19 protein-coding genes, 1 tRNA gene and 2 rRNA genes are annotated in these 24,769 nt (G+C 60.5%); 7 read left to right on the forward strand and 15 right to left on the reverse strand.

What is annotated here, in order from left to right; genetic code table 11:
• Positions 1 to 28 precede the first annotated feature (28 nt).
• Positions 29 to 682 carry an orotate phosphoribosyltransferase gene (gene pyrE / locus OKC40_RS00730; protein ID WP_005356114.1) on the reverse strand — a complete coding sequence of 218 codons (654 nt, stop codon included), beginning with the start codon at positions 680 to 682 and terminating at the stop codon, positions 29 to 31.
• Between the two features lie 75 nt (positions 683 to 757).
• Positions 758 to 1,474, reverse strand: a complete 717-nt coding sequence (gene rph / locus OKC40_RS00735) for a ribonuclease PH (RefSeq protein ID WP_021138508.1) — start codon at positions 1,472 to 1,474, stop codon at positions 758 to 760.
• A 147-nt stretch (positions 1,475 to 1,621) separates the two neighbouring features.
• On the opposite strand from rph, the gene OKC40_RS00740 reads away from it, so the two are divergent.
• Positions 1,622 to 2,485: a YicC/YloC family endoribonuclease gene (locus tag OKC40_RS00740; RefSeq protein WP_270793831.1), complete on the forward strand. Its 864-nt coding sequence runs from the start codon at positions 1,622 to 1,624 to the stop codon at positions 2,483 to 2,485.
• A 395-nt stretch (positions 2,486 to 2,880) separates the two neighbouring features.
• Here the strand turns inward: OKC40_RS00740 and OKC40_RS00745 are convergent, their stop codons facing one another.
• Positions 2,881 to 3,486, reverse strand: a complete 606-nt coding sequence (locus tag OKC40_RS00745; RefSeq protein WP_075111956.1) for a TetR/AcrR family transcriptional regulator — start codon at positions 3,484 to 3,486, stop codon at positions 2,881 to 2,883.
• 100 nt (positions 3,487 to 3,586) lie between these two features.
• Here OKC40_RS00745 and OKC40_RS00750 point away from each other — a divergent pair, with 100 nt between their 5' ends.
• The 3 genes from OKC40_RS00750 to OKC40_RS00760 are packed head-to-tail and all read left to right on the forward strand — an operon-like array spanning position 3,587 to position 7,799.
• Complete coding sequence (locus OKC40_RS00750) at positions 3,587 to 5,032, forward strand: efflux transporter outer membrane subunit (protein WP_270793832.1); 1,446 nt, start codon at positions 3,587 to 3,589, stop codon at positions 5,030 to 5,032.
• Between the two features lie 23 nt (positions 5,033 to 5,055).
• Entirely contained in the window at positions 5,056 to 6,261 is a 1,206-nt protein-coding gene (locus tag OKC40_RS00755) for an HlyD family secretion protein (RefSeq protein ID WP_270793833.1), read from the forward strand.
• Positions 6,262 to 6,272: 11 nt separating this feature from the next.
• Complete coding sequence (locus tag OKC40_RS00760; RefSeq protein ID WP_270793834.1) at positions 6,273 to 7,799, forward strand: DHA2 family efflux MFS transporter permease subunit; 1,527 nt, start codon at positions 6,273 to 6,275, stop codon at positions 7,797 to 7,799.
• 116 nt (positions 7,800 to 7,915) lie between these two features.
• Here the strand turns inward: OKC40_RS00760 and OKC40_RS00765 are convergent, their stop codons facing one another.
• Positions 7,916 to 8,821 carry a LysR substrate-binding domain-containing protein gene (locus OKC40_RS00765; protein WP_042062478.1) on the reverse strand — a complete coding sequence of 302 codons (906 nt, stop codon included), beginning with the start codon at positions 8,819 to 8,821 and terminating at the stop codon, positions 7,916 to 7,918.
• Positions 8,822 to 8,941: 120 nt separating this feature from the next.
• Here OKC40_RS00765 and OKC40_RS00770 point away from each other — a divergent pair, with 120 nt between their 5' ends.
• Both OKC40_RS00770 and fghA read left to right on the forward strand, forming a co-directional pair.
• Complete coding sequence (locus OKC40_RS00770) at positions 8,942 to 10,069, forward strand: S-(hydroxymethyl)glutathione dehydrogenase/class III alcohol dehydrogenase (RefSeq protein WP_042062480.1); 1,128 nt, start codon at positions 8,942 to 8,944, stop codon at positions 10,067 to 10,069.
• 48 nt (positions 10,070 to 10,117) lie between these two features.
• Positions 10,118 to 10,954 carry an S-formylglutathione hydrolase gene (gene fghA / locus OKC40_RS00775; RefSeq protein ID WP_270793835.1) on the forward strand — a complete coding sequence of 279 codons (837 nt, stop codon included), beginning with the start codon at positions 10,118 to 10,120 and terminating at the stop codon, positions 10,952 to 10,954.
• Between the two features lie 57 nt (positions 10,955 to 11,011).
• Here fghA and OKC40_RS00780 read toward each other — a convergent pair whose 3' ends face one another.
• Positions 11,012 to 11,734 carry a head GIN domain-containing protein gene (locus tag OKC40_RS00780; protein ID WP_270793836.1) on the reverse strand — a complete coding sequence of 241 codons (723 nt, stop codon included), beginning with the start codon at positions 11,732 to 11,734 and terminating at the stop codon, positions 11,012 to 11,014.
• A 363-nt stretch (positions 11,735 to 12,097) separates the two neighbouring features.
• Between OKC40_RS00780 and ovoA the strand changes: the two genes are divergently transcribed.
• Complete coding sequence (gene ovoA, locus OKC40_RS00785) at positions 12,098 to 14,248, forward strand: 5-histidylcysteine sulfoxide synthase (protein ID WP_270793837.1); 2,151 nt, start codon at positions 12,098 to 12,100, stop codon at positions 14,246 to 14,248.
• A gap of 79 nt (positions 14,249 to 14,327) precedes the next feature.
• Here the strand turns inward: ovoA and OKC40_RS00790 are convergent, their stop codons facing one another.
• The 10 genes from OKC40_RS00790 to rrf (OKC40_RS00835) all read right to left on the reverse strand — a co-directional run bounded on the left by OKC40_RS00790 (position 14,328) and on the right by rrf (OKC40_RS00835) (position 24,604).
• Entirely contained in the window at positions 14,328 to 15,278 is a 951-nt protein-coding gene (locus tag OKC40_RS00790) for a bile acid:sodium symporter family protein (RefSeq protein ID WP_270793838.1), read from the reverse strand.
• Positions 15,279 to 15,571: 293 nt separating this feature from the next.
• A complete protein-coding gene (locus OKC40_RS00795; protein ID WP_270793839.1) occupies positions 15,572 to 17,017 on the reverse strand; it encodes an amino acid permease in 1,446 nt (481 codons plus the stop codon).
• 173 nt (positions 17,018 to 17,190) lie between these two features.
• Positions 17,191 to 17,529 (reverse strand): tRNA-binding protein, encoded by a 339-nt coding sequence (locus tag OKC40_RS00800; protein WP_005342042.1) that lies wholly within the window; start codon positions 17,527 to 17,529, stop codon positions 17,191 to 17,193.
• A gap of 113 nt (positions 17,530 to 17,642) precedes the next feature.
• On the reverse strand, positions 17,643 to 19,088 hold the full coding sequence (locus OKC40_RS00805; RefSeq protein ID WP_042012844.1) for an amino acid permease: 1,446 nt from the start codon (positions 19,086 to 19,088) through the stop codon (positions 17,643 to 17,645).
• 103 nt (positions 19,089 to 19,191) lie between these two features.
• Positions 19,192 to 19,647 (reverse strand): beta-galactosidase subunit beta, encoded by a 456-nt coding sequence (locus OKC40_RS00810; protein ID WP_270793840.1) that lies wholly within the window; start codon positions 19,645 to 19,647, stop codon positions 19,192 to 19,194.
• Positions 19,644 to 22,718 carry a beta-galactosidase subunit alpha gene (ebgA, locus tag OKC40_RS00815; protein ID WP_270793841.1) on the reverse strand — a complete coding sequence of 1,025 codons (3,075 nt, stop codon included), beginning with the start codon at positions 22,716 to 22,718 and terminating at the stop codon, positions 19,644 to 19,646. The genes OKC40_RS00810 and ebgA overlap by 4 nt, the downstream gene beginning before the upstream one ends.
• Positions 22,719 to 23,038: 320 nt before the next feature.
• Entirely contained in the window at positions 23,039 to 24,004 is a 966-nt protein-coding gene (gene ebgR / locus OKC40_RS00820; protein ID WP_042062507.1) for a transcriptional regulator EbgR, read from the reverse strand.
• 165 nt (positions 24,005 to 24,169) lie between these two features.
• Positions 24,170 to 24,284: ribosomal RNA gene (rrf, locus tag OKC40_RS00825) — 5S ribosomal RNA — on the reverse strand.
• 23 nt (positions 24,285 to 24,307) lie between these two features.
• Positions 24,308 to 24,383 (reverse strand) — tRNA-Thr (locus OKC40_RS00830).
• Positions 24,384 to 24,489: 106 nt separating this feature from the next.
• A 5S ribosomal RNA gene (gene rrf, locus OKC40_RS00835) occupies positions 24,490 to 24,604 on the reverse strand.
• Between the last annotated feature and the right edge of the window lie 165 nt (positions 24,605 to 24,769).

A 24,769-nucleotide genomic window follows, 5' to 3' on the forward strand; every position in this document is an offset into this window, starting at 1 on the left:
ACGAGGGTGGCGCCATGATCCAGCTCATTCAGATGCCGTATTGGGCGCGATAAGCCTTCATGGCCGCCAGTTGTGCTGCCAGCTCCGGCTGTTCGGCCTGCTTCTCTTCCAGATAGGCGATGAGATCGCTCATCTGGATGATGGCGATGATGTGGGCGCCGTAGTCGCGCTCCACTTCCTGAATGGCGGAGAGCTCGCCCTTGCCCTTCTCCTGACGGTCCAGCGCGATCAGCACGCCTGCCAGCGAGGCACCGTTGGCCTGGATCAGGTCCATAGATTCGCGGATGGCGGTACCAGCGGTGATGACGTCGTCCACCAGCATGATGCGCCCCTTGAGCGGGCTGCCCACCAGATTGCCGCCTTCACCGTGATCCTTGGCCTCCTTGCGGTTGAAGCACCAGGGTACATCCACATCATGTTGCTCCACCAGCTGCACTGCAGTGGCAGAAGCGATGGGGATCCCCTTGTAGGCCGGGCCAAACAGCACATCGAACTCGATGCCGGCATCCATCAGGGCGGCGGCATAGAAGCGGCCGAGGCGGGCCAGATCGCGGCCGCTGTTGAACAGACCGGCGTTGAAGAAGTAGGGGCTTTTACGACCGGATTTCAGGGTAAATTCACCGAATTTGAGGACCTGTTTCTCCAGGGCGAACTCGATAAATTGACGCTGGTAGGCTTTCATTCTGGCTCCTTGCTTGGCTTGTCGTTGTCTTGTGTGGGGGTATAAAAAAACGCGGCCAATGCCGCGTTTGTAAAATCAGGAGAGTGACTGCTTCTGCAGCGCAATAATCTCTTCAATGCCGCCCTTGGCGAGCCCCAGCATCGCCAGCAGCTCCTCATGGGTGAAGGGCTCGGCCTCCGCAGTGCCCTGTACCTCGATGATGCGGCCATCTTCGGTCATCACCACGTTCATGTCGGTCTCGGCGGCGGAGTCTTCGATGTACTCCAGATCGCAGATGGCTTCGCCCTGATACATACCGACGGAGACGGCGGCGATCATCTGCTTGAGCGGGCTCTGCTTGAGCATGCCCTTCTCAACCATCCAGTTCAGCGCATCCACCAGCGCCACGCAGGCACCGGTAATGGAGGCGGTGCGGGTGCCGCCATCGGCTTGCAACACATCACAGTCAACGGTGATGGAGTGCTCGCCCAGTGCGGTCAGGTCTACTGCTGCGCGCAGGGAGCGGGCGATCAGACGGGAGATTTCCAGCGTACGGCCACTCTGCTTGCCGGAGGCCGCTTCGCGGTTCATCCGGGAGTGGGTGGAACGCGGCAGCATGCCGTATTCGGCAGTGACCCAACCCTGGCCCTTCCCTTTCAGGAAGCGCGGAACGCTGGTGTCGACGCTGGCGGTGCAGAGCACGCGAGTGTTACCGAACTCCACCAGCACTGAGCCTTCTGCATGTTTGGTGAAATTGCGGGTAATGGTAACCGGGCGAAGTTGCGCGGCACTGCGATCGCTGGGACGTGACATGGAACGGACCTCTGGGCTGGCTCAAATTGGCGGGGGATTATAAGTGATCCCGCCCCAAATATCAGCCGCTAAAACCACGGCATCGGCTGACGAGCAGGGCCGGGCTGAGTATACTGGCCGCACACTTCATCAAGCCCGGAACAATCAATGATTCACAGCATGACCGCCTACGCCCGCAAGGAATTCAAGGGCGACTGGGGCACAGCCGTTTGGGAAATTCGTTCGGTAAACCAGCGCTATCTGGAAACCTACATTCGCCTGCCGGAGCAACTGCGCAGCCTGGAGCCGGTACTGCGTGAGCGTTTCCGCGCCAAGCTGCAGCGCGGCAAGGTGGAGTGCAACCTGCGTTTCGAGGCCGCTCAAGCCGATGCAAAACAGCTGCATATCAATGAAGAGCTGGCCAAGCTCATCATCGACAGCGCCAACTGGGTAATGAAAGAGGCGGGCCAGGGCCAGCTCAACCCGGTCGATGTACTGCGCTGGCCCGGCGTCATGGCCGCCGCCGAGCAGGACATGGACGCGGTCGCCACCGAGCTGCTCGGCGGCTTTGACCAGACCATGGAAGATTTTCTCGCCTCCCGCGCCAGCGAAGGGGCCAACCTCAAGACGCTCATCGAACAGCGTCTGGCCGGTATTCAGGTGGAAGTGAAGAAGGTGCGCGTCCATCTGCCGCAGATCATCGAGTGGCAGCGCCAGAAGCTCACCGACCGTCTGGCCGAAGCCAAGGTTGAGCTGGATCCGGCCCGCATCGAGCAGGAGATCGTGCTGCTGGCCCAGAAGATCGACGTGGCCGAAGAGCTGGATCGTCTGGAGATGCACATCAGCGAGACCAACAAGATCATGAAGAAGGGTGGCGCCTGCGGTCGTCGTCTCGACTTTATGATGCAGGAGTTCAACCGCGAGTCGAACACCCTCGGCTCCAAGTCCATCAACGCCGAAGTGACCCAGTCCGCCGTCGAGCTGAAGGTCCTCATCGAGCAGATGCGCGAGCAGATCCAGAACATCGAGTAACGTTTTTCGGCGTTTATCGCTGGTTCAGATGACTCACAAACCCCTGATTTTCAGGGTTTTTTTGTTTTTGGATGTCTGCATCGTTCTGGATTGTTCGAGCAAAGTGGTATCACCATACGACGCAACTCCCCTTCCCCATAACGTGATACTGAATCGCTGAATCAGGCAATCAAGAAGCCGCTCACACAGAACGGCCTCTCGTTCGAGAAGCGATGGGTCCATGACCTGTGTGATACCGCAAGGTCACTGCCAGACCAAGCAGGATGTGATGATGCCCTTGCCAAACCCGGCAGACCTCACATCAGGAGCTTGTTCGGACCCTTCTGACGCGAGGGCTTATTAGCGCGATGATATTGGCTGAAAAGAGGGCTGCGAATTCGGCGCAGCCTTGCGACCTACCTCGGGCCGTAAGCCAGCATAAAGACGTTAATGGCACGCTCCACGACCTCTGCCATCTCCTTATCATCTGGGCATGCTCTTGCTCCGAGCAGGAGAGGCTCGAGCATCTCGACTTCTAGCAAGCCTTTGAGGTGCATGGCTGCCGCCCAGCTGTTTTCGATGACACAGAGTTGGCCACTGCGAGATTGCTGTTCAATATATTGGCTGATGTATTGCCAGCCGCGTTGTGGCCCAAGGCGATAATATTCGCGGCCAATATTGGTACGGGCGGACTCATGGACAATCACCGCGCGCAGGCCAATGACGTCCGGATTGAGGATAAAACGCAGGTAGTGAAGGCCTAAACGGGTGATCTCTTCGCGCACCGGCTTGGCCGGATTCATCGACATGAACGCTTCCGCAATCCGCTGCCGACCAAACTCGTCTATCACTGCGGCAAACAGCTCTTCTTTCGAGCTGAAATAGTTATACAGCGTGGCCTTGGACCCACCAGTCCGGTTGGCGATCTCCGACATGGTGGTGTTTTCAAACCCAAGCTGGGTAAACGCTTCCCTGGCCACATCGAGGATCGCCTGTCGCCGTTCTTCGCTTTTAACTCTCATTGCAAACCTTCATTAATGAACTCATCAGTCTAGTTTTGCTTGACGAAGAGGCTTTGTCAAATTATAACCAAACCGTACAGTTCAGTTATCAGGAGTACATGTGTCATTCCTCTCTCGTGACGTTGCAGACAACCATTCGCAGGGTTGGCGAGTCTGTTGTTGGTCCCTGTTTGCCCTGCTCAGTGGTTGTGCCCATCAACCTGATCTGCCCAGCGATGCCCTTGCCAGCGCCGATACCCTCGAGCACAGCAAGAGTTTGCTGGCGACGCGTCAGGACAGCTGGCCTCAATCCCACTGGTGGCAGCGTTACCATGATAATCAGCTCGATCAGTTGATCCGGGAGGCACTGCACCATGCGCCGTCTCTGGCCATCGCACAGGCCCGTCTGCGCAGTGCCGAGGGGATGGCAAGACAAGCCGGAGCCAGTGAGATGCCGCAGCTCTCTGTGAGTGGTGATGTCACCCGGCAGCGGGTGAGTTACAACTACAGCTCACTGCCCCCGCATGGCTGGAACACGTTTGGCAGCGGTATGGCGAACTTTAGTTATGAGTTCGACTTTTGGGGCAAGAACCGGGCCACGGTGGAAGCCGCGCGCTCGACGCTGGCTGCCAGCGAAGCGGAGCAGGCCGATGCCGAGCGGGTGCTGGTCAGTGCCCTGATGCAGTCTTATGTCGAGCTGGCCCGTTTGTACGCCAATCGCGACACAGCCGCAGAAGCGCTGAAGATCCGCAGTGAGACCGTCAGCCTGTTCCAGCAGCGTTACAACAACGGTCTGGAAACCCTGGGGTCAGTGCGTCAGGTCGAATCACTCAAGGCGAGTGCCGAGCAAGAGTTGCTGGGAGTGGAAGAGACCATAGTGCTGCAGAGCCATGCCATTGCCGCCCTGCTCGGTAAGGGGCCGGATCGCGGACTGGCTCTGCAGCGCCCGGCGCTGGCCATGACCTCGGTGTTTGGTTTGCCGGACAGCGCCGGTATCGACTTGCTGGGGCACAGACCGGATGTGACCGCTGCCCGCTGGCGCGTTGAAGCTGCCGCCCAGGAGGTCGGTGTCGCAGAAACCCTGTTCTATCCGAACGTCTCGTTGTCAGCCTTCTTTGGTAACCAGTCGATGGGGCTCGACAAGCTGCTCGAGTCCGGCTCGCAAACGGCGGGGGTCGGTGGAGCCCTCTATCTGCCGATCTTTACCGGCGGCAAGCTGGAAGGTCAGCTGGACAGTGCCCGTGGTCGCTATCAAGAAGCCGTTGCGCAATATAACCAAACGCTGACCCAGGCCATGCAGCAGGTGGCCGATGCCGTCACCAGCCAGGATGCGCTCAAGGCACGGTTGATCCAGTCCCGGACTGCGGTGGATGCGGCCGAAGATGCCTACCGGATTGCCAATAACCGCTACAAGGGCGGGTTGTCTACCTACCTGGATGTGCTCAGTGCCGAGGCAGCCTTGCTGCAGAGCCGTCAGGTACTGGTCAACATGCAGGCCCGTGCTCTCTCCATTGATGTCTCGCTGGTCCACGCACTGGGTGCGGGTTACAGCGTTGCCCACTCTTGATAAAAGACAGGAAATTCAATTGTATGTCGCAACAAGTTCAACACTCCGACTCCGCTGCCGAGCAGACGTTTGATGCCCGTGAGGCCAATGCCCGGCGGCGTCGTGGCTTTATCGGGCTGGCGGCCGCCGTTGCGGTCGCGGCCGGTGGTTATGGCGCTTACTGGTATTTCGTCGGCTCGCATTATGTCTCGACCGACAACGCCTACACCGCGGTCGAGCTGGCCGAGGTCACTCCGGCAGTGGGCGGGATCATCAAGCGTATTCAGGTGGTCGATACCCAGCATGTCCGTAAGGGTGACCTGCTGGTCGAGATCGATGACACCGATGCCCAATTGGCATTGGCACAGGCTGAGGCCGATCTGGCGCTGGCCAAGCGGCGGGTACACAGCTACCAGGCCAATGACGAAGGGCTGGCGGCGCAGGTGAAGGCGCGCGAGGCCGACCAACTGCGAGCCCAGGCGCAACTCCAGGCGGCTCAAGCCGATCTGGATCGGGCCCGGGTGGATTTTGACCGTCGTGCCGCCCTGCAGGCCTCCGGCTCGGTATCGGGCGAAGAGCTGACCAATGCCCGCAATGGATTGATTCAGGCCCAGGCCAATCTGAGCGCGGCGCGCGCCTCCTCGGCGCAAAGCGTGGCCAACGTACACTCGACCATCGGCTCGCAAAAGGCCAATGCGGCGCTGATCCAGGACACCACGGTGGATACCAACCCGGAAGTGCTGCTGGCCAAGGCCCGTCTTGAGCAGGCCAGAGTCGATCTGTCACGGACCCGCATTTTTGCCAACGTCGATGGTGTGATCGCCAAGCGTCAGGTACAGGTGGGTCAGCGCGTACAGATTGGCGCACCGTTGATGAGCGTGGTGCCCCTGCATACCGTGCACGTGGATGCCAACTTCAAGGAGGTGGAGCTGCGTAGCGTCAAGATCGGCCAGCCGGTCGAGATCACCGCTGACCTCTATGGCAACGAAGTGGTCTATCACGGCACGGTGAGCGGCTTCTCCGGCGGCACCGGCTCGGCGTTTGCGATGATCCCGGCCCAGAACGCCACCGGTAACTGGATTAAGGTGGTGCAGCGTTTGCCGGTTCGTATCGAGCTCGATCCCGCCGAGCTTGCCAGTCGTCCGCTGCAGGTGGGGCTGTCGATGATCGCCACCATTGATACCCGCGCCGAGGCGCCCGGTCCGGCACTGGCCGAGCGTACCCACACCGATGACCGCAAGCAGGGCTGAGGAGATACGTGATGCAACACGTCGCTGAGCCGGCCCCGCTGCGCGGAGCACAACTGGCATTAGGCGCTGGCATCCTGGCGATGGCCAACTTCCTGGCGGTGCTCGACACCACCATCGCCAACGTGTCTGTCTCCAACATTGCCGGTAGTCTGGGCACCTCGACCAGCCAGGGCACCTACGTCATCACCTCTTATGCGGTAGCCGAGGCGATCTCGGTACCGCTGACCGGCTGGTTGGCGTCGCGCTTTGGTCCGATCCGGGTGTTTGCTACCTGCTTTATCCTGTTTGGTCTGTTCTCGCTGCTGTGCGGCATGGCCACCAGCATGAACATGCTGGTGCTGTTTCGGGTCTTTCTCGGGTTGTGCGGGGGGCCGCTGATGCCACTGTCGCAGACCCTGATGATGCGCATTTTCCCCAAGGACAAGGCGCACGCAGCGATCGGGATCTGGAGCATGACCACGCTGGTCGCACCAATCATGGGGCCGATTCTGGGCGGGATCCTGTGTGACCAATACAGCTGGCCCTACATCTTCTATGTGAAGGCGCCGTTTGCCCTGCTGGCCGGGGTGATGTGCTGGAAGCTGTTGCGACCGTTCGAATCAAAGACCCTCAAGCTGCCTATCGACAAGGTGGGACTGGTGTTGCTGATCGTCTGGGTTGCGGCGCTGCAAATCATGCTCGATGAGGGCAAGGATCACGACTGGTTCGAGTCGACCCGGATTGTGACCCTGGCGATCATCGCGGCCATCGGCTTTGTCGCCTTCCTGATTTGGGAGCTGACCGAACGCAATCCGGTGGTCGATTTGCGGGTGTTCCGTCATCGGGGCTATCGCACCAGTATGCTGACCCTGTCACTCGGTTTTGGTGCCTTTTTCGGCATCACGGTACTGACCCCGCTGTGGCTGCAGATCTACATGGGCTATACCGCCACCATCGCCGGTTATTCAACGGCCATGATGGGGATTCTGGCGGTGTTCCTGGCGCCCTTGATTGCCAATCTGGCGACCAAGATCGATCCGCGGCCCATGGTGTTTATCGGTGTGCTCTGGCTGGGCAGTTGGACCCTCTACCGCAGCCACGCCAACATGGACATGACCTTCTGGCAGATAAGCTTCCCCATGCTCTTCCAGGGGATCGGCATGCCGCTGTTCTTTGTGCTGCTCACCGGCATCGCGCTGGGCAGCGTGCTCGCCCGTGAAATGGAGTCCGCCGCCGGTTTGATGAACTTTATCCGGACGCTCTCCGGCGCGGTGGCCACCTCCATGGTCAACACCGGCTGGGAGCGCGAGACCCGCTATGTGCGGGCTGAACTGGCCGGACTGACCGACCGCGCGGGTGACACTACCCAGGCGATGCAGATGGCAGGTGCCGGGGAGCAGAGCAAAGGCACCCTGGAGTGGCTGTTGCAAGGCCAAAGCGTGATGGTGGCCACCAACAAGATCTTCATGATTATTGCCGTGCTGTTTTTCGTGGCTGCGTTTGCCATCTGGCTGGCGCCCCGCCCGAAAACACAGGTAGACACTTCCGTAGTGCACTAGGTCCCTCAGCCCTGAGGGGACTACGCCTGGACAGGTCGTTCTGTTCAGGCTTTTTTTCATTTTTCGGCCAGAGGGTTTGCCGCCAGCCGCCGGAGAGTCAGCGGCTGGGAAGCGCCCTAGCCTCTCGGCATCACCAGTGCAGGTTGGTGAGGGTCGCTCAGCCGCTCGGCCAGATAGTCCACCAGCAGTCGCACCTTGGGGGAGAGGTGGCGGTTGTGGGGATAGAGGGCCCAGATCCCCTCGGCCGGGGCCCGCAGTTCGGGCAGCAGCTCGATCAGCTCCCCTCGCGCCAGATGGTCGCTCACGTAGTAGTCCGGCAGCTGGATGATGCCGATCCCCTTGAGCGCCGCATCCAGCAGGGCGTGGCCGCTGTTGCACTGCAGCAGGCCGCGCACCCGCACGCTGTGGGGGCGACCATCCAGAGTGAAGTGCCACTCGTCGCTGTTGCCCACCAGACAGGTGTGGCGAGTCAGCTCGGAGAGGCTGTTGGGCATGCCGTGGCGGGCGGTGTAAGCCGGCGAGGCGCAGACATAGGGCACCCGCTGCGCCAGCTTGCGCGCCACCAGCGTTGAATCCTTGAGGTGGCCGAGCCGCAGCGCCAGATCGTAGCCTTCGTGCACCAGATCCAGCAGCTGGTTGGTGAGGTTGAGGGTCACCTCCAGCTGGGGGAAGCGCACCATGAAGTCGTTCACCAGCGGGGCGATGCGGCTCTCGCCGTAGGAGACGGGGGCCGTGATGCGCAGCGTTCCTTGCGGTACCGCCTGATGGCGCCCCACCGCCAGCTCCGCCTCGTAGAGGTTGTCGAGCAGCTGACGGCAGTGGCGATAGTAGATCTCACCAAGCTCGGTGAGCCGCACCTGGCGGGTGGTACGCAGCAGCAGCTTGGCCTGCAGCCGATCTTCCAGCTGCGCCACCTGACGGCTCACTTGCGCCACCGATACTCCCAGCTTGCGCGCCGCTGGGGTAAAGCCCCCCTGCTCCGCCACGCTGACAAATTCACAGATCCCTTCCCAGCCGAACATTATTACCTGTGTGTAAAAGTGATTTGAGATTTGCCCTCATTATCACCAAATCGGCGGGAAACTACACTGAATGTCCGAACTCATCTCTGTTCACCCTGCTCAACAAGAAGGATGTCATTCATGGCACAGGTTCAAAGCATCAAGTGTAAGGCCGCCATCGCCTGGGGCCCGGGTCAGCCCCTCTCCATCGAAGAGGTCGACGTCATGCCACCGCAAGCAGGCGAGGTGCGGGTGCGCATCGTCGCCACCGGTGTCTGCCACACCGATGCCTTCACGCTGTCCGGTGAGGATCCGGAAGGGGTCTTCCCCTGCATCCTCGGTCACGAGGGGGGCGGCATCGTCGAATCCGTCGGCGAAGGGGTCACCAGCGTCAAGGTGGGGGATCACGTAATCCCGCTCTACACCCCCGAGTGCGGCGAGTGCAAATTCTGCAAATCCGGCAAGACCAATCTGTGCCAGAAGATCCGCGCCACCCAGGGCAAGGGGCTGATGCCGGACGGCACCACCCGTTTCTCGAAAGATGGCCAGCCCATCTATCACTACATGGGCACCTCCACCTTCAGCGAATACACGGTACTGCCGGAGATCTCCATCGCCAAGGTCGACCCGGCCGCCCCGCTGGAAGAGGTCTGCCTACTCGGTTGCGGCGTCACCACCGGCATCGGCGCCGTGATGAACACCGCCAAGGTGAAGGAGGGTGAGAGCGTCGCCATCTTCGGGCTGGGCGGTATCGGCCTCTCCGCGGTGATCGGCGCCCGTCTGGCCAAGGCCGGTCGCATCATCGCCATCGACATCAACGAGAGCAAATTCGAGCTGGCCCGCAAGCTGGGCGCCACCGACTGCATCAACCCGAACGATTACGACAAGCCGATTCAGGAGGTGATCGTCGAGCTGACCGATGGCGGCGTCGACTTCTCGTTCGAGTGCATCGGCAACGTCAAGGTGATGCGCGCGGCGCTGGAGTGCTGCCACAAGGGTTGGGGCGAGTCGGTCATCATCGGCGTCGCCGGCGCGGGTCAGGAGATCAGCACCCGTCCATTCCAGCTGGTGACCGGTCGGGTCTGGCGCGGCAGCGCCTTCGGCGGGGTACGCGGTCGCAGCGAACTGCCGAACTATGTGCAGCGCTACATGCAGGGGGAGTTCCGCCTCGATGACTTCATCACCCACACCATGCCGCTGGAGCAGATCAACGAGGCGTTCGAACTGATGCACCAAGGCAAGAGCATCCGCACCGTCATCCACTACTGAGCATAATCACCCCGCCCGCTACCACGGGCGGGGTGCAGGAGCCCTTCGATGAATCTGGAAATTATCAGCAGCAACAAGAGCTTCGGCGGCTGGCACAAGCGCTATCGTCACAGCGCCAGCGTGCTCGGCTGCGAGATGAATTTTGCCATCTATCTGCCGCCTCAGGCCCTCACCGGCCAGAAAGTCCCGGTGCTCTACTGGCTCAGCGGCCTCACCTGCACCGATGAGAACTTCATGCAGAAGGCGGGCGCCCAGCGCATCGCCGCCGAGCTCGGCATCGCGCTGGTGGCACCGGACACCAGCCCGCGCGGCGACGGCGTAGCGGACGATCCCGGTTATGACCTCGGCATGGGGGCAGGCTTTTACGTCAATGCCAGCCAGAGCCCCTGGCAGGCTCACTACCAGATGTATGACTACGTCACCCGCGAGTTGCCTGAGGTGATAGAGACCCACTTCCCGGTCTCGACCCGACGCGCCATCAGCGGCCACTCCATGGGCGGTCACGGTGCGCTGATCGCCGCGCTGCGCGAGCCGGGTCGCTACCGCTCGGTCTCGGCGTTCAGCCCGATCTGCCACCCGAGCCGCTGCCCCTGGGGCCAGAAGGCGCTCGGGGCGTATCTCGGCAGCAATCCGCTGTTGTGGCAGGAGTGGGATGCCTGCCAACTGCTGCGCCACCAGCCGGTCACGCCGCTACCAACCTTGGTGGATGTGGGGCTGGATGATCCCTTCCTCGCCGAGCAGCTGCATATCGATGCGCTGGCAGAGGTGGCCGCCAGCAAGGGGTGGCCGCTAGAACTCAACCGCCACGAGGGCTACGACCACAGCTACTACTTCGTGGCGAGCTTTATCGAGGCGCACCTGCGCTTTCACGCCCGCCATCTCTGATCAACACAGGCCCGTAACGGGCCTGTTTCAGTTGGGGGTTGTGGTGATCGGTTGGCATCAGCTGCCGACACGACTCACATCGCCGGAACCGGCGATCTCGCTACGCAGCCGGGGATCGCCCCAATAGCTGACCGACCCCGAGCCCGCGATGCCGACCTTGAGCAGATCCTGCGCCCGCACCTCCACATCTCCGCTGCCAGCGATATTGACCTCGACCTCCTCACCCTTGAGATTGCCCCCCTGAATATCACCCGAACCGGCGATGTTCAACGTGAGCGCTTTGGCCGATCCCTCCCCCAGATCCAGACTGCCCGCCCCGGCAATATTGCCTTCCAACCGATTCATCTCCAGCCCGCTGGCTGTCAGGTCACCGACCCCGGCCACCGACAGTACCAGCGAATCCCCCTTGAAGCCGCTCAACTCGCCGCTGGCAATGCCCGCCAGCGCCAATTCGTGGAGCTCGGGCAGGGTAATGGTGAGCTCCAGCGGCTCGGTGGGGTCGAGCCGGTAACCCTCCTTCACCTCGATCTCCAGCTTGTCGTCCCGCTCGGTCAGCACCAGATAGGGCAGCAGGTTCTCCTGCCCCTTGATCAGGATGCCGCGCGGCTCCCCCGCCACCAGATAGAGGGTGGCAGGCACGCCTGCCAACACCCGGGTCACCCTCTCGCCCAACGGTTGCTGGCGCTCGATCACGGCGCCAGCACCGCGGATCCGGGTTTCGTCCAGCCAGTGACACCCACTGAGCCCCGCCATCAACATGACAACCATCATCCATTTCATCGCTACTCTCCTCCTTATGTGTTGGCCATCCAGGGCCAGTTGGTTTTCATGCTTTGCAAAGCGCGAGCCAAAAATTAACTTAATGATTCAAAAGGAAATAACCATTAAACCCAGAACAAACCGAAGAATTCAGAGAGCCATTTAGACCATATTTTGGTGAAAATAACCATTCTCGAACGGATATGATCGTGGCTGATTGGCGGGTCGTCCTGCCGGTCACTATGCTGACAGCCCGTGGAAGTTTTTAATTGCCCTGCCTGTCTGTTGAGCCAATAGTGGTACTTCGTGCGTACCAAGCTCTCCATTGCGGTAATGTCATTACCACTGTCTTGTCAGTCTTCACTGCCAACAAGGAGCCAGAGCGTGACCCAAGCAAGCCCTCTCTATGCCACCGCCACCGGTCTGCCGGAACCGACTCGCACCCCGCTGCTGACCGGCAGCGATCCCGAGCAGAAACGGCGCGAACTGCTCGCCTACTTCTGCCAGACCTTCGATCTCTACGACTCACTGTTCGACTGTCTGGCCGATGAGCGGGCCTGGTTCAACAAGGCGATCCCGCTGCGCCATCCGCTCATCTTCTACTACGGCCACACCGCCGCCTTCTTCATCAACAAACTGCTGGCGGCACGCCTGATCGAGCAGCGGCTGGATGCCCGCATCGAGGCCATGGTCGCCATCGGGGTGGACGAGATGAGCTGGGACGATCTGGACGAGACCCACTATGACTGGCCAAAAGTCGCCGAGCTGCGCAGCTATCGGGCCAAAGTCCGTTCGCTGGTGTGCGACTTCATCCGCCAGATGCCGCTCATCCTGCCCATCGACTGGCAGAGCCCGGCCTGGGTGATCCTGATGGGGATAGAGCACGAGCGCATCCACCTCGAGACCTCCAGCGTGCTGATCCGCCAGTTGCCGCTCGCCTGGGTGCGGCAGCAGCCTTATTGGCCCGCCTGTACCGAAGCCCGCCACCACATTGATCAGGTGCCCGCCAACAGCCTGCTGCCGGTGGCCGGCGGCAAAGTGCGCCTTGGCAAGCGGGACGCCACCTACGGCTGGGACAACGAATATGGCGAGCGCCAGATCGAGCTGGCCCCGTTTCAGGCCAGCCGCATGCTGGTGAGCAATGCCGAGTACCTCGCCTTCGTCCAGGCGGGCGGCTACGGCCAGCAACAGTGGTGGGATGAGGAAGGCTGGGGCTGGTGTCAGTACGCCAAGGCGCAGATGCCCACCTTCTGGGTCGGCGACCCCGCCGAGCCCGAACAATTGCAGCTGCGGCTGATGACCGAGCAGGTCGCCATGCCATGGGACTGGCCGGTCGAGGTGAATCAGCTGGAGGCGGCTGCCTTCTGCCGCTGGAAGGCGGCCCGGACCGGGCTCCCCATCCAGCTGCCGAGCGAGGCGGAGTGGCAGCTGCTGCGCGAACAGCTACCCGGCGATCAGCCGGACTGGACGGAGGCACCCGGCAATATCAATCTGGCCCGTTTCGCCTCCTCCTGCCCGGTGGATGCCTGCCCGCAAGGGGAGTTCTTCGATTTGGTGGGCAATGTCTGGCAGTGGACCAGCACCGCCATCGATGGCTTCGACGGCTTTAAAATCCACCCGCTCTACGACGACTTCTCCACCCCCACCTTTGATGGCAAGCACACCCTGATCAAGGGCGGCAGCTGGATCAGCACGGGTAACGAAGCGCTCAAATCATCCCGTTACGCCTTCCGGCGTCACTTCTTCCAGCATGCGGGTTTCCGCTATCTGGTCTCCCGTTATCAGGAACCCGTTATCGTGAATCCCTATGAAACCGACACGCTGGTCGCTCAGTACCTCGACTTCCAGTACGGCCCGAGCCACTTCGGGGTAGCCAACTACGCCAAGACGCTTGCTGATCTTGCTGGCGAGCTGTGCAGCAACCACCAGCGGGCGCTGGATATCGGTTGTGCCACCGGCCGCGCCAGCTTTGAACTGGCCCGCCACTTCCAGCATGTGGACGGGGTCGACTACTCGGCCCGCTTCATCGATGTGGCGCTGGCCCTCGCCAGTCAGGACAGTTTCCGCTACGCCATTCCGCTGGAGGGTGAACTGGTGGAGTATTGCGAGGCACGCCTGTCGAGCCACGGGCTGGGGGCGAGTCAGGCTGAGCGCATCCACTTCAGTCAGGGGGATGCCTGCAACCTCAAGCCCAAATATGACCACTACGATCTGGTGCTCGCCTCCAACCTGATCGACCGGCTACGGGAGCCCGCCCGCTTCCTGCGGGATATCGCCCCCCGGCTGCGCAGCGGTGGCCTGCTGGTGCTCACCAGCCCCTACACCTGGCTGGCGGAATATACCCCGCCAGCCAACTGGCTCGGCGGCATTCGCGAAAACGGCGAGGCGCTCACCACCTATCAGGCGCTGCAACGGCTGCTGGCGGCAGAGTTCGAGGAGCACTGCCCGCCGCGGGATGTGCCTTTCGTCATCCGCGAGACAGCCCGCAAATACCAGCACACGGTGGCGCAGCTGACCGTCTGGCGCAAACGCTAGCACGCCGGTCAGCATGCAGATGAGAAGAGGGAGGCCAACGGGCCTCCCTCTTGTTATGGCAGCAAAAACGGCGCGAGTATCAATGCCCTTGCTCGTGGTAGCGGCGAGCCAGCACGGCGCAGACCATCAGCTGGACCTGGTGGAAGATCATCAGCGGCAGCACCATGACCCCGACACTGGCGGCGGGGAACATGACGTTGGCCATCGGCACCCCGTTGGCGAGGCTCTTCTTCGAGCCGCAGAAGACGATGGTGATCTCGTCCGCCTTGTTGAAGCCGAGGCGGCGGCTGATCCAGACGTTCCAGCCCAGCACCAGCGCCAGCAAGACGCAGCTCAGCAGCACGATGCTGGCCAGATCGTACCAGCCTACTTGACGCCAAATCCCCTGCACCACCGCCTCGCTGAAGGCGACGTAGACCACAAGCAGGATGGAGCTCTGATCCAGCTTGCCGATGAGCGGCCGATGGCTATCTACCCAGCGGCCGATCAGCGGGCGCGACAGGTGGCCCACCACGAACGGCAGCATCAGCTGCACCATGATGGCCTGAATGGAGTGCCAGGTATCGACCCCCTCCCCCTGCACGTGGATCATCATCCCCACCAACACCGGCGAGAGAAAGATGCCGAGGATGCTGGAGGCCGAGGCGCTGCACACCGCCGCCGACACATTGCCCCCCGCCATCGAGGTGAAGGCGATGGCCGACTGCACGGTGGCAGGCAGAGCGCAGAGATAGAGGAAACCGAGGTAGATGGCTGGGCTCAGCCAGCTCGGCACCAGCGGCGTAAGCAGCAGCCCGAGCAGCGGGAACAGCACAAAGGTACTGGCCATCACCACCAGATGGAGCCGCCAGTGGCCGAGGCCCGCCAGCAGGTTCTGGCGCGACAGCTTGGCGCCATGCATGAAAAAGAGCAGCGCCACCGCCAGCTTGGTCAACAGACCGAACCAGACGGCCACCTGCCCCTCGCAGGGAAAGAGGGAGGCCAGGGTGACCACCGCAATCAGCACAACAGTAAAGGGATCCAGACGCACGAAAGGTCTCCATCAGAAGGGTATCCTGCTGCCGTGGCGGCAGTCAGGATTGGGGAGGACAAGAAACGGAGCGGGAGATGTCTGGCACCTCCCGCTAAAACGACCCCCCAGCTTACCCCGATAACGGAGAGGCGCAAAGTTGAGCGGCGGCTAATTGTTCATCAATGCTTAACGCCTTTGCTTTGTCGAATAGCGGAAGTTGACGACCCGCGGCCAGATAGCGCCAAACCGGCGATAAATGGATAAAAAAACGGGCGACCCAGGCCGCCCGTCTCGTTTTTTCGCTCCGCCGATCAGCGCTGGCTGGCCAGCGTGCCGTTGCCGGTTTTCTTGTCATTGCCGCCGAGCTTGCGGGCCTGCCGCTTCTCGAAGCGGGAGATCCACCAGTAGGCCAGCGCCGAGAAGACCGCTGTCATAAAGACGTTGATGAAGAAGGCGCGTACCAGATCCACCCCGCTCGGGAAGGCTGAGGCGCTCATGCTCACCACGAAGATGGTGATCAGCACCGATACCACGCCCATCCCGAAGGTACGCGACCCCATGCGGAAGTCGCGGGGGGTGTCATCATGTTTCCAGCGGAACACGAAGTAGGCCACCATGATGAAGATCGGCGGCAGCATGGCGGTACCGGCAGTGAGGTTGATGGCAGTGTTCATCATCTGCTGCACCGACTCTGAGCCAAAGCCGTTGACCACCAGCATCACGAACACGAAGACAAACTGCCACCAGGCGGCGCGCACCGGCACCCCGTGCTTGTTGAGGCGGGTGGTCTTGTCGCCGTAGACACCCTGCGGGATCTCGGAGAAGTGGATCTTCACCGGCGCCGAGGTCCACATCATCATGGAGCCGAACATGGCGATGAACAGCACGATACCGACCGCACGGCCTACCAGCGTCTCGGAAAGCCCGAAGTACTGCGCCATGCCGGTGAAGATCTCCACCATGCCGCCGGCATAGGTGAGGCTCTCGCGCGGTACGAACACGTTCACCAGCAGGGAACCCAGCGCATACATGGCACCGATGACAATACCGGCGGTGATGATCACCTTGATAAAGGACTTCTGGCCGCCCTTCACGTCATTGAGATAGGCCGCCGCGGTTTCGGCACCGCCCGCCGCCTGGAAGATCCAGCACATGATGCCGAGGGTCGCCCAATTGACGGTGGGGGTCATGGCTTCCAGCGTGATCGGTTGGGCCGCCACATGGTCACCACCGAGCGCCATCAGGGCGCCCAGCACATAGATGGCGAACAGGGCAAAGACGCCGTAGGCCACCAGTTCGGCAATCTTGCCGAGCCAGCTCGCCCCCTTGGTGGAGATATGGGTCGCCGCCGCGAACAGCACGATGGAGATGATCGAGGTGACGGTCGGCGAGAAGCTGTACTCATAGCCCAGCATGGCGTAAGAGGCGTAGGCGATGACGTTGGGCAGCAGGGAGACGAACCAGAACAGGTTCACAAACCAGTAGAGGAAGGAGCCCAGATAGGCCATCCGGGTGCCGAGCGGCTTTTTCAGCCAGTCGTACATCCCCGACTCGGAATCTTTGTTGGCCGAGACGAACTCGGCAATGATGAAGACGAATGGCACGAAGTAGACCAAAGTCGCCAGCAGGAAAATGGGGGCGGAACTGAGCCCCAGCTCGATGTTGTTGTTGACGATGTTGCGCACGTTGAACACGGCGGCAAAGGTCATCGACAACAGGGCAAACTTGCCGATGGTGCCGCGTACTGATTCAGACATGATGTCCTCCGGTGGATTCACGCCCCTTCGCACTGGGGCGCTATGACTCTGAATGTGTTCGGCGCCAGCCTGCGGGCCGCGCCGTTTACTCTCTTGTTATGGTCAGAGGGGCAGCTCATGGCGCCCCTTCACACACCGGCGCAGCTCTGCTGCCCCGGCGTTCAATCCGTGATTCAGACGATCGGGGTGCCCGGTGCCATCGGCACCCGTGGCTGCAGCAGCACGCTCTGGCTCTCGTCCGGGGTCTCGGCGCAGAGCAACATGCACTCGGATCGCTCGCCGCGCATCTTGGTGGGCTTGAGGTTGGTCAGCACCACCACCTCGCTGCCCATCAGCTCTTCTTCGCTGTAGTAGGGCACCAGACTGGTGACGGTCTGCAGTGGCCGCTCACCGCCCACGTCGATCTGGACGATGTAGAGTTTGTCAGCCCCGGGGTGACGCACCACCTCCAGCACCTTGCCCACCTTCATCTCGACCCGTTTGAATTCGGCAAACTCGATCGTCTCGCTCATTCTTTTCTCCTTGTGTTCGGTTCTTGTGCTCAATGGAGCAACGGGTAACGGGTGGCCGCAGCCACCCGGTTGATCGCGCCTGGCCACGGGGGCCGGTTTGGTCAGGGTTATCGTCAGGATGCCCGGACGGAAATCTGGCTGGTCGGCTGGGCCTCTTTCACTCGCGCGTCAGCACTCAGGGAGGCTTCGTAGCGGTTGTACTTCCACCAGGCGAAGCCGAGGAAAATCACGATCCCGCCAACGTTGTAGAAGATGATGGTCATGATGTCGGCGCCAGTCGGGAAGGTGGAGGCGAGGAAGCCCACCGAGAAGATGGCGATCAGCACCGAGACCACGGCGATGCCGGTGGTGCGCGAGCCCATCTTGAAATCCCGTGGCAGGTGGTCGAGCTTCAGGCGCAGATTGAGGTAGGCCAGCATGATGAACAGCGGCGGCAGCATGGAGGCGGCAGCGGTCATGTTGATGACGGTGTTCATCAGATCCTGCGCGGTGTTGGAGCCCAGGGTCGGGATCACCATCAGCGGCAGCACGATGAGGTACTGGATCCAGGCTGCACGGGCAGGCACGCCGTTCTCGTTCAGCTCGACCGTCTTCTTGCCGAAGATGCCAGCCGGAATTTCGGAGAAGAAGATCTTCACCGGGGTCGCCGTCCACATCAGCAGGGAGCCGAACATGGCGGTAAAGGAGACCAGACCGACGAAGCGGTTCATCAGCACGGTGGGCAGACCGAAATAAGCCGCCAATCCCTCGAACACCTGCACCGAGCCACCGGTAAATTTCAGGGTGTCGCTATGGACAAAGACGTTGATCAGCAGGGAGGCGATGGAGTAGAGCACACCAATGAAGAGCCCGGCGACGATGATCACCTTCACGAAGGATTTGGAGCCCCCTTTCACGTCATTGACGTAGACCGCCACCGACTCGGCGCCACCGGCTGCCATAAAGATCCAGGTGGTGATACCGAGGAAAGCCCAGCTGAAATCGGGGACCATGGCCTCTACCGTGATGGGGTCGGCCGGTTGTACACCACCGACTAACGCCACACCAGCCAGCAGAATGTAGGAGAGGGTCAGCAGCAGCATCAGGGACGAGGTCACCGAGGTGATGGGGCCAAGCAGCTTGGCGCCATTGGTGGATACATAGGTGGCAAAGGCAAACAGCACCATGCTTAAGAAAGTGGTCGCCAGCGGGGTGAAAATGTATTCGTAGCCGAGGAAGGCATAGGAGGCGTAGGCGATGACCCGCGGCAGCAAGGAGGTGAAGAAGAACAGGTTCACGAACCAGTAGGTGTAGGCGGAGATAAAGGCCCAGCGACCGCCGAGGGAGCTCTTCACCCAGGCATACACCCCCGCTTCGGAGTTTTTGTTCAGTGACACAAATTCCGCAATGATCAGACAGAACGGAATGAAGTAAAAAATGGTGGCCAGAAAGAACATCGGAGCTGACGCCAGACCGATTTCGATGTTGTTGTTGATGACGTTGTTGAAGCTGAATACCGCCGCGAAGGTGAGCGACAGCAGACCAAACTTGCCTATCGTATTCCGTTTGGAATCAGACATGGTGCATCTCCAGACCTGTAGTTATTACCGCGAAAGGGCGGGGCATGAGTTGTAGGGTGAGCCCCGCCCTTCCGGCTTTTATCAGTGCAAAAACAGCGGCTTGTTATTTGTTTTTGAAGTAGCCGCCTTCGACCGTGACCTTGATGATCAGCTTGCGCACCGGCCCGTCGCCGACGAAGCGGTAAGCCTCGTCGTTCTCGAAGATCACCACCTGACCGTTGCCGACTTTCTGGCGCTCACGCACCTCACCGGCCAGCCACTCGCGATCCGTGGTGTCGTCATAGGGCTGCTCGACACCCAGCTCGCTCTTGGCAGCCCACTCCACCGTCTCTGTCCCTTCCAGGTAGTAGTGGACGTCGAAGTAGCGGCGCTGCCCCTCGAACAGGGAGGTGGCCGGGCTGGCCCCCTCCTGCAAGCGGTAGGTGAGGGAGTCACCGATGGAGTGGCAGATGCCGGGCTTCAGGTTGGCCAGGTTGTTGATGGCCTCCACGCAGCGGCCCCACTTCTTGCCCTCCCGGTAGATGTTTTTGAACAGGGTCAGGTTGTCCAGGGTGATCATGCGAGGTTCCTCCCGCCGTTGATGGTGAGATCGAGCCCGGCCAGGGCAGCCGGATTGAGGTTGCCGCGAGCGATGGGCAGCAGGGTCAGGCCGAAGCTGAACGGCTCGAAGCGCACCCGCCAGGAGTCCAGTACCTCGGAGCCCCAGGAGTTGGAGCCGAGCCCCAGCACCTTGTGATCCAGATTGAGGGTGAGATAACCGCTCGGCTCCAGCTCGTTGATGTGCTGCGCCGCATGGATATGCTCCCAGCTGTAGGGCCAGACGCTCAGGTTGATGGGGGCATCGGGCCGCACGTAGAGACCGGCGCCGTGGCGGTTGGTCAGGGTCGCCCAGCGCACCTGCTGGCGGTTGCCGTTGTCCTGCGGGAAGGGGTAGTGCTCCCACATCTCGCCCACCGTACTGTTGAAGCGGTCGATCCAGTTGCTCTGGCGGCTGTCCTGATAGTTTTCACCCGGGCCCATGCCGTAGTAGTGCACCCGGTCGAGATCCTGACGAATACCCAGCTCGAAGCCGATCTTGGGAATGATGTCGTCATAGCCGCCGTAGGGCTGACCGGACAGTGCCACGTGCAGCTGGCCATTCGGGCTCAGGGTGTAGACGTAGCGGCAACGCATGCCGAAGTCGAACACCGGCGGCGCGATCAGGCTCTCCACCGTCACCTCGACCGCGCCACCCAGCTGACGCCAGCTCAGAGTGCGGAAGTGCTCCTGCATGATCTGCAGGTGGTTCGGGTGCCACAGGCTCTCGTACTCCTGCTTGTGGTTGTCGATCATCGGCTTGAAGAAGGTGAGACGCGGCGAGCGCTCAATCAGCTCGATACCATCCTGCTGCCAGCTCACCAGCTTGCCGTCCAGACGCGAGAAGCGCAGGGCGAAGCCGCTGCCGCTCAAGGTCAGCGCGAGCCGCTCGTCGGCAATCTGCAATGCGGTGGCGTTGGGATTGGCAAAGGGCTGCAGCTGGCGAGTCGACTCTTTCAGCTGGAACTGGTACTGGCCCAGCTCGTGCTCCGCCGCGCTATAGCGGGTAGCGGTAGCCTTGATGACCCGCAGCTGGAGGAAGGTTTCCCGCCCATCGAGGGATGGCAGCTCGAGTTGCAACTCGGTGATGGCACCGGGAGCAATCCCTTCCAGCCGGATTTGCTGGCTGGCCAGCAGTTCACCCTCTGCCTTCACTTCGACCAGCAGACGGATGTCGTCGAGATTGGAGAACCAGTAGCGGTTTTCCACCGCCAGCTTGCCGCTGGCCAGATCCAGCGCCCGCACCTTGACCGGGCAGATCACCTGCTTGTACTCGCGCAGGCCCGGCCCCGGGGTCTGATCCGGATAGATGAGACCATCCATGCAGAAGTTGTAGTTGTTGGGGTAGTCGCCGTAGTCGCCGCCGTACTTGTAGACGGCGCGCCCCTGCTCGTCCTGATCCAGAATGCCGTGATCGCACCACTCCCAGATGTAATGACCCTGAATGTGGGGATGGCGGTCGAACACCTGCTGGTATTCGCTAAGGCCACCCGGACCGTTGCCCATGGCGTGGGCGTATTCACAGATAATGCGCGGCTTCTCCATCGGGAACTCGCCGAAGCAGTTCATCTGGGAGACGCGCGAATACATGGTGCTCACCACATCCACCACCTCGGCATCGCGATCCTCTTCGTAGTGCACCAGCCGGGTCGGGTCGATCGCCTTGCAGCGCTGGTACATGGCTCTGATGTTGCAGCCGTAACCGGACTCGTTGCCGAGCGACCAGATGATGATGGAGGGGTGGTTCTTCTGGGCGTGAACATGGCGCTCGATGCGATCCACAAACACCGGCTCCCAGAAGGGAGCGTCAGTAATGCGGCTGAGATCGCCGACGTTGGCAAAACCGTGGGTCTCCACGTCGGTCTCCGCCATCACGAACAGCCCGTACTGGTCACACAGCTCGTAGAAACGCGGATCGTTCGGGTAGTGGGCGGTGCGCACCGAGTTGAGATTGTGCTGCTTCATCAGCACGATGTCCCGTTCAACACGGTCCATGCCGACCGCGCGGCTCTTGAGGTGGTCGTTATCGTGACGGTTCACCCCGTGCAGCTTGAGGTAGTGGCCGTTGACGTAGAAGAGGCCATCCTTGACCTTGATTTCACGCACCCCGACCCGCTGCGGGATCACTTCCAGCAGCTCGCCCTGACCGTTGTAGAGGGAGAGTTGCAGCTGATAGAGGTAAGGATCTTCGGCGCTCCACAGATGGGGGTTGGCCAGATCCAGCGTGAAGCGGCAATCACACTTGCCGTCGATGGCGAGATGGTCGAGCGAGCCGCTGGCGATCTCGCGGCCCTGATCCAGCAGCGACCAGACCAGACGGTGATCACGGGCAGCTGCCCCAAGATTTTCCAGCTGGATGTCGCAGCTCAGGGTAGCGCTTTGATTATCATCGGCCAGCGCGGTGCGGATGAAGAAGTCCTGCACATGGGCGGCCGGTTTGCCCACCAGATAGACGTCGCGGAAGATCCCCGCCATCCACCACATGTCCTGATCTTCGATATAGGTGGAGTCGGCCCACTGCATCACCCGCACCGACAGCAGGTTCTCGCCGATGTTGGCGTAGGCGCTGATGTCGAACTCGGCGGTGAGGCGGCTGCCCTTGCTGAAGCCGACGTAGTGGCCGTTCACATAGACCTCGAAGTAGGTCTCCACCCCGTCAAACTTGATGATCACCTGCTCGCCATCCCAAGCCGGGCTCAGCGTGAAGCTACGCTGATAGGCACCGGTGGGGTTGTTGGTCGGCACGAAGGGCACGTCGATGGGGAAGGGAAAACCTTCGTCGGTGTACTGCAGATTGCCATGCCCTTCCATCTGCCACATGTTGGGCACGGTGATCTGGCCCCACTCGCGCATGGGGCTGTGATAGAAGGCCTCCGGCACCTGCAGGGGGTGGTCGAAGTAGTGGAACTGCCACTGACCGCTAAGGCCCAGAAAACGGCGGCTCAGCTCGCGCTGCATGGTGGCCGCCAGCGCGTGGTCGGCATAAGAGAAGAAGTAGGCGCGCGGAGCCAGTCTGTTTTCACCAACGAATTGGACGTTTTCCCAGTTATTCACATGTCCTCCCGGAACAAGGCAACTTTGACTGGGTAAACTTTAGATAAACATTTACTAAATATCAGTTTTGGATCGGTAAAGTTTTAACCTGATCACAATGGCTGGGTAGTTTTGTGAGCGAGATCAGAATCGGAGGATAAAAGGGGATAAAGCAGGCAGTGATGGCATGGATGTTGATAAATGCAGGCAAAAAATGGCTAAAACCACCGTAAAACAATACATTATGCATTTATCAGGAGAAATAAGGGAGAGGATGATAAGGGGATGAGGCCGCGCCACCGCAAGATGACGCGACTAAAACAGGCTTTATTTTACTAAAATCAACGAGTGGTGCCACGCAGGGTCAGGCGACTCGGCACCAGTACCCGAAGGGGAATATCACGCTCGTCACGCAGCCGTTCGACCAGCAGATTGACCCCCTGGGAGCCCATCAACTCGGAGTGGATCCGCACCGTGGAGAGCGGCGGAAAGGTAAACTTGGCGGTCGGAATATCGTTGACGCTGATCAGCTCAATCTGCTGGGGAATCGCCAGCCCCCTCTCGTGGATGGCCCGCAGCACGCCAATGGCGATAGAGTCGGAGGCAACGAACAGCGCCCTGGGCCAATCCCCTGCCAGCATCTCTTTTGCCAGCCGGTAGCCGGAAGCGCTGGAGAAGTCCCCGCGATAGAGATCGCTCTCCTGCACCACGCCCAGTCGCTGGCCATAATCTTTGAAGGCCAGCTCACGCAGATCCGGATTCTCATCCTGCCCACCGATATAGCCGATGCGCTGGTGCCCCTGAGCGATAAAGTAATCGACCACTTGCTGGCTGATCAGGGCGAGATCCACGTCGACCGAGTCAAACTCCTCCATGGCACGGGAATCGACAAAGACCAGCATGCTGGAGCAGGTTCGCAACTGCGCCAGACGCTCGGCCGAGAGACTCCCCACCACCAGGATGCCATCCACGGCGGTCAGCTCGCGTCCTTCACCACAGTTGTAGAGGTGGGTCAGTTCGATGTTGAGACGGGCACTCTGGGTCTCGATGCCATAACGGATGGCGAGATAGTAGGGATCGTTAACCTCGGTACTCTGCGGGTAGGAGTAGACCACCAGAAAGTGCAGCTTGCTCTTGTGAACCCCCTTGCGGGCGCTGCTGGTCTTGTACTCCAGCCGCTCGGCAATCTCGAAGATCCGCTGCTTGGTCTCTTCCTTGACGCTCAGGCTGGGATCCTCGTTCAGTACCCGGGATACCGTGGCGAGCGACACCCCCGCCTCCTGTGCAATTTCCTTCAACGTAGCCATCAATACCTCGCTGGCAGCATCACGTGTTAATCGGTAACGGCTAAAGAGTAACGGGCAATCCCTTGATAGCCCAGCATTTTTACTAAAATGCTGGCAGCAGGGCCGATTTTTGAAACGCAGAAATGCAAAAAGGCCTCCCGAATGGGAGGCCTCTTCTAAATAGGTGCCTGACAGTGTCCTACTCTCGCATGGCGAATGCCACACTACCATCGGCGCTACCGCGTTTCACTTCTGAGTTCGGCATGGGATCAGGTGGTTCCACGGCGCTATTGCCGTCAGGCAAAAGCTTTACTACTTCAATAATGGTGCTGATACCCAGAGTCGAACTGGGGACCTCATCCTTACCAAGGATGCGCTCTACCAACTGAGCCATATCAGCACACTAACCGGTAAAGACCGCACTGTGTGCGTTATCTAAATCTTCTGTCCAACACAACCTTACGTTGTATCGCGACCAACCACATTGCTGTGATTGCTTAATTAAAGCCTGGCAGTGTCCTACTCTCGCATGGCGAATGCCACACTACCATCGGCGCTACCGCGTTTCACTTCTGAGTTCGGCATGGGATCAGGTGGTTCCACGGCGCTATGGCCGCCAGGCAAATTCTTAATCTAGAAAGCTGACGTGAATAACGATTTGCCTATTGGCTTGTCACTATCACTGAATTGGTAAGTAGTTCGTTCACTTGCTACAAGGCCCAGAACACTTCTTGGGTGTTGTATGGTTAAGCCTCACGGGTAATTAGTATGGGTTAGCTCAACACG

This window comes from Aeromonas sp. QDB11, from assembly GCF_027705265.1.
Taxonomy (GTDB): Bacteria; Pseudomonadota; Gammaproteobacteria; order Enterobacterales; family Aeromonadaceae; genus Aeromonas; species Aeromonas allosaccharophila.

Coding starts and splice junctions, on each gene's coding strand:
- pyrE (WP_005356114.1), bottom strand. CDS start 682: ATGAAAGCCTACCAGCGTCAATTTATCGAGTTCGCCCTGGAGAAACAG.
- rph (WP_021138508.1), bottom strand. CDS start 1,474: ATGTCACGTCCCAGCGATCGCAGTGCCGCGCAACTTCGCCCGGTTACC.
- OKC40_RS00740 (WP_270793831.1), top strand. CDS start 1,622: ATGATTCACAGCATGACCGCCTACGCCCGCAAGGAATTCAAGGGCGAC.
- OKC40_RS00745 (WP_075111956.1), bottom strand. CDS start 3,486: ATGAGAGTTAAAAGCGAAGAACGGCGACAGGCGATCCTCGATGTGGCC.
- OKC40_RS00755 (WP_270793833.1), top strand. CDS start 5,056: ATGTCGCAACAAGTTCAACACTCCGACTCCGCTGCCGAGCAGACGTTT.
- OKC40_RS00760 (WP_270793834.1), top strand. CDS start 6,273: ATGCAACACGTCGCTGAGCCGGCCCCGCTGCGCGGAGCACAACTGGCA.
- OKC40_RS00765 (WP_042062478.1), bottom strand. CDS start 8,821: ATGTTCGGCTGGGAAGGGATCTGTGAATTTGTCAGCGTGGCGGAGCAG.
- OKC40_RS00770 (WP_042062480.1), top strand. CDS start 8,942: ATGGCACAGGTTCAAAGCATCAAGTGTAAGGCCGCCATCGCCTGGGGC.
- fghA (WP_270793835.1), top strand. CDS start 10,118: ATGAATCTGGAAATTATCAGCAGCAACAAGAGCTTCGGCGGCTGGCAC.
- OKC40_RS00780 (WP_270793836.1), bottom strand. CDS start 11,734: ATGAAATGGATGATGGTTGTCATGTTGATGGCGGGGCTCAGTGGGTGT.
- OKC40_RS00795 (WP_270793839.1), bottom strand. CDS start 17,017: ATGTCTGAATCAGTACGCGGCACCATCGGCAAGTTTGCCCTGTTGTCG.
- OKC40_RS00800 (WP_005342042.1), bottom strand. CDS start 17,529: ATGAGCGAGACGATCGAGTTTGCCGAATTCAAACGGGTCGAGATGAAG.
- OKC40_RS00805 (WP_042012844.1), bottom strand. CDS start 19,088: ATGTCTGATTCCAAACGGAATACGATAGGCAAGTTTGGTCTGCTGTCG.
- OKC40_RS00810 (WP_270793840.1), bottom strand. CDS start 19,647: ATGATCACCCTGGACAACCTGACCCTGTTCAAAAACATCTACCGGGAG.
- ebgR (WP_042062507.1), bottom strand. CDS start 24,004: ATGGCTACGTTGAAGGAAATTGCACAGGAGGCGGGGGTGTCGCTCGCC.